Raw genomic sequence first — 4312 nt, 5'->3', positions numbered from 1 at the left:
AAGGCAGAAGCTGGCTTTAGTAGCTGCTTAAACCTCTATTTTTGATGTCAGTTAAATATGGGGGGATTACCACACCTACATAAAGTTTTCCGGCAAGAACACAAATCACATCGATCTCTGCTGCCCATTCTTTATCATCATATTTATCAAAGAGTCTAACTTCCGGTATATAAAAAAATCGTCGTTATAATTTCTGTTATGTAGAAACCCTAATGTCCAAAGAACCGTCATACCATTATTTTTACTCAATGCATTAACAACAAAATCATTTAATTTAAATGCATATTTGAAATCAACAGGTAATTCATAAGATGAGTCACAAACCTCACAATTATTTTTATTTTTTAAATTATCTATAGAAACAGCGTTTATTCGTCCACAATAATGACACCTCCAGTCATGAACTCGAAAGATAATATTTTTATGTACAAGATATTCCAATGAATCCATAAAATTGGCTCTTATATAAGGCATATTAGAAAAACGCATTTGTTTTTTTACATTTATTTTATGTTGTGCATTAGTTTCTAACGCTGAAAACATTTGATTCTCGGTTATAATCTCTGTAGTAACTTCTTTCTGGACATCTTTATTTTTGTCCTTTTTAAGCTCTACAGTAAAGTTTTTCGATTTTCCTCTAATCAAATCCCGCCAAAATTTCGAAACAAGAATCTCATATGCTTCATCAAGGCTTTTAAATTTGGCTATCACACCACGAAGATATTGCCCTTTATCAGATATAGATAATTTTTGATATGGAACTGTCTTAAAAGGTAATCGTAAATCATCTTGAAAAAGACCGTACTGGTCATCAAGAAATAGGCAGAGGAAAAAATTTTCATCAGAAGGAATATTAAGAAAATACCGTAATATACCTTTGTCATTATTCGCGAATGGAGTTACGGACTTTGGCTCAGGAATTAAAGATAGCAAATGGTTGTTCGTAACTCTACTTATATTCTTAGTCGTAAAACAACGAGAAGCCGCCTCTCGCTTTGGTAAACGCCAAATGTCATAAGAGTTAGCAAGTCTTGATAAATTATTCACGCGCTCAATTTCCAAATCAATTGCCCATTGCCCTTTACATAAAGCTTTAAATACCATTGGCATTAATTGAAAGTGAGATGGTTCTTGAGCCGCGATGTCTTCATTAACCTTTTCATCAAGCTTATAAGTATGTTTTTCGGTAGATGAAAAAGCCACATAACCACCTGTTTGTCCAGTGCGTGGCAAAATGAACGCTGCTATGTCCTGAGGGACTATAATAAAATTAAATGTATTTTGTTGTAGTTTTTTTTGTATTTCTTGCAATCGCTCCCTATTTAAACTGTGACTTCTTAGTTCTACATGTGGTTGATTCCCATGGTCTGTTAGAAAATTATGGTTATTTAGAAAAAGACCAAGCTGCTTTATAAATTCTTTATTTTCAAGTAATGATTCATTTACAATGATTGAACCAGGCGCTCCTTGAGTCAAATGTCTTGCATTCCAGAAATTGATCCTATCCAGGCAACTATCGCCGATAAACAATTGTAAACTTTGTCCAAAGCAAGATGTTGAGATTTTTGATATATTTTCGCGACAAGAACTAGCTAGCTCATAAAAAGTTATTGATTCATTTTTTGCTACGCTTGAAAGTATTTCAACAATAGAATCTGTCTTTTTTGTTGCTGAACGGGCATCATTATTATCGAAGTCTAGAAGGTAAGTTTCAAATAACCCATCTACAGGATAGGTTGGACCACTAGATCGATAGGTTGTACCAAAGTTGTCAGAAATAAATCGCTCTTTAGCATTTATTTCGAATTGCGTCACAATCGTTTTTTGAGTGGTCCTTTGCCAATTAAATTTATCTCCTTTTAATGCGAAAATTGTTGAAATTTAAGACACGAATTCTTCCACACTTCCGCATAGCCTCCAGTCGACAGAATACTTATAGTGTCCTTCCCTTGCTCCTCTATTTGGTTTATGACGTATAAACGTGCTTGGATGACACGAAGAAGAAATTTTTTTAATTACCTCTGCATCCAAATCAATATAAGTACAAACAAAATCAGGATCAAAAAACGCCAGCCATCTTTCATACTCTGGATTTAAAAATCCAGAAGAAATTGCCGGAATAATTAAAGTTTCACAGCCACACCATCTAGCATAGGACTCTGAGAAAATCGCATCCAAAATAAGGTGATTTTCTGGATTATTTTCTGGAGAGATAATATAGGTGATTTTTATGGGGCGAGTATATCCATTTACTTTTATGCTTCTCTCTAGCGGTTCATTTATATAAATCATTTAATCTCCTCGTTAACACAATGGAATTCATTCCAAACCGCCGCCAAAGTTTTCTTTTGTAGTCTGTTCTAATGTTTTGATTATCGTGAGAACAGCTAAACTCTACTAAGCATATGTGCAACAATGCACTTACTGACGTGAGGCCACCCTTTTTTATTGATTTAAGGTATTAATTACCTTTCTGCTAATCTGTTCAAGAATTGTTATTGCCCTACCATATTCATGTGCTGATTCATTATCAAAAACCATAGTTTCAACAAACTCTTGATAGCGCTCACTCCACTCAGGCTTAGTCCTTAGCAATGCTAAAGATTGTTTAATTTCATCGCTCGGATTAATAGAATATTCAGGATGCTGGTTTTTAAATTGCTTAGCATCGTTTATTACTATGTCTTTTGCCAAAGTAAAAAAGATATCGTGAATTTTATCTGCTTGCTCTATAGCATTCAAATCATAAACATGTCGAATCAACGATTTATCATCCGCATGATAGCCACGTTCAATTGCAATAATACGTCGAGTTAGTCCAACCCACTTTTCAATGGCCGTTTCATCTACAGTCACGCAAGATGTTAAACGGGGAGGAAGTAGAACGACATTTTTTAAACTAGCTTCGATCAAGGTTTTAACTGGTAAATCTACAACATCACGTCGGACATCAGACAAGGTAAATTCCAATAATATATGGGGTCTTAATCCTTCGTTAGTCTCAAAGCTTGATGGATAGGTTAGATCAATTCGCGAATACCGACCTTCATTGCGTACTATCGGTTCACTTGCAGTCAAACCAGCCAGGTTAAGTTGCGACTGGATATACGTTCTAAACTGCTTTAGCTCTTTCAAAAGACGTGTTTTACTAAAAGATATCTCAATTTGTTTTGGTTGGATTTTAAAATCCACGTCTTCTGACATCCTAGAAACAATCCGATGAGCTTTCGCTAAACATGTACCACCGCAAAAAACTAATCGAAAGTACTCATTTTCTACATTAGAAAGAGCATGAATCACTTGAGTGACATAATAATCTTTCTCAATAACAGACGCTCTTAGCCTAATATGTGCCTGAGTCGCTGCAATTAACTCTTTTAGCTCAGCACTATTTAGCATTGATATTTTTCTCAAAGATTAACGTGTTATTGCCATAGCCTATGCGCCGACGGCATCTACTCTTAAGTCTTATGATATTACCAGCAGGAATCTGGGTTGTTTTTCCTGCATTATATTCTAGCTCAGCACTACCAGGCTCAAATGTAACATTTAAACGTTTTAAAGCCTCTCGGAGAGTAGCGTCTAATCCATTCTTAATAAGGGGAATGTCTGTATATTTTGAAATATAAGCCTTAGCATATACACCGGAGCTAATTTTAACTAACTTTTTTTTCGCAACGAATTCCTTAAGTACGCGGCTTATTTGGCGATAAGAACCTAGATCGTTAAAATCTTGGCGTAACACAACACTACCGCGAATTCTTTTGAGGCGGGTAAGCGCTTTATATTCTATGCTATCTCGATATTTCACTCTCATAACTATCGCCAATTTGGGACATATAATAGATTATAGCATACATAACTATAACGTCAATTTGGGACATATAATTTTCTGCAATGACAGGGATTATGCAGCACTACAGTTTTTATATTTTTGGCCGACACATTAAATACCACAGAACATGGATTGTTGAATAATGCCAAAAATTGTAGACCCATTGTCAGACGATGAGCTGAAGGATATTGTGGATTTTCTAAAAAAAGGAGAAACTCTTCCTGAAGATTATCGCTTTCGCTTATTTAACTCCTGTCATAAGTCTGAGCTAATTTGGCCAGGGAAAAATTCCAACATTTGCAAAGCAGAATTACCGTTCCAAGCAATCGAGCATATAGATACCCCTAAATTAAATCAATTACATATTACCTCCCCATCAAAAAGCGCTTGGTCTAATAAACTTATATGGGGTGAAAATAAACTCGTACTCTCTTCGCTGCAATCAGGTTATCTAAGACGTGAAATTGAAGATGCTGG

The 4312-nt window shown here is 35.3% G+C and carries 5 protein-coding genes; 1 reads left to right on the top strand and 4 read right to left on the bottom strand.

All coding sequences use genetic code 11. From position 1 onward, the window contains the following. Positions 1 to 105: 105 nt before the first annotated feature. From Lery_RS14725 to Lery_RS14715, 4 genes are all read right to left on the bottom strand, one after another. Positions 106 to 1815 (bottom strand): hypothetical protein, encoded by a 1710-nt coding sequence (locus Lery_RS14725; protein WP_058528014.1) that lies wholly within the window; start codon positions 1813 to 1815, stop codon positions 106 to 108. 66 nt (positions 1816 to 1881) lie between these two features. Next, entirely contained in the window at positions 1882 to 2292 is a 411-nt protein-coding gene (locus Lery_RS15400; RefSeq protein WP_131751216.1) for a hypothetical protein, read from the bottom strand. Positions 2293 to 2445: 153 nt separating this feature from the next. Then, positions 2446 to 3399 carry a nucleotidyl transferase AbiEii/AbiGii toxin family protein gene (locus Lery_RS14720; protein ID WP_058528013.1) on the bottom strand — a complete coding sequence of 318 codons (954 nt, stop codon included), beginning with the start codon at positions 3397 to 3399 and terminating at the stop codon, positions 2446 to 2448. Further along, positions 3389 to 3817 (bottom strand): DUF6088 family protein, encoded by a 429-nt coding sequence (locus Lery_RS14715; RefSeq protein WP_058528012.1) that lies wholly within the window; start codon positions 3815 to 3817, stop codon positions 3389 to 3391. The genes Lery_RS14720 and Lery_RS14715 overlap by 11 nt, the downstream gene beginning before the upstream one ends. 160 nt (positions 3818 to 3977) lie before the next feature. On the opposite strand from Lery_RS14715, the gene Lery_RS14710 reads away from it, so the two are divergent. Next, positions 3978 to 4312 (top strand): hypothetical protein (locus tag Lery_RS14710; protein WP_202814047.1); only part of this gene is annotated, 335 nt, incomplete at its 3' end.

Origin of the sequence: Legionella erythra (genome assembly GCF_001467615.1) — a bacterium.
GTDB classification, from domain to species: Bacteria; Pseudomonadota; Gammaproteobacteria; order Legionellales; family Legionellaceae; genus Legionella_C; species Legionella_C erythra.
The sequence above is the reverse complement of the archived record's forward strand: the minus strand, read 5'-3'. Positions and strand labels throughout refer to the sequence as shown.

Coding starts and splice junctions, on each gene's coding strand:
- Lery_RS15400 (WP_131751216.1), bottom strand. CDS start 2,292: ATGATTTATATAAATGAACCGCTAGAGAGAAGCATAAAAGTAAATGGA.
- Lery_RS14720 (WP_058528013.1), bottom strand. CDS start 3,399: ATGCTAAATAGTGCTGAGCTAAAAGAGTTAATTGCAGCGACTCAGGCA.
- Lery_RS14715 (WP_058528012.1), bottom strand. CDS start 3,817: ATGAGAGTGAAATATCGAGATAGCATAGAATATAAAGCGCTTACCCGC.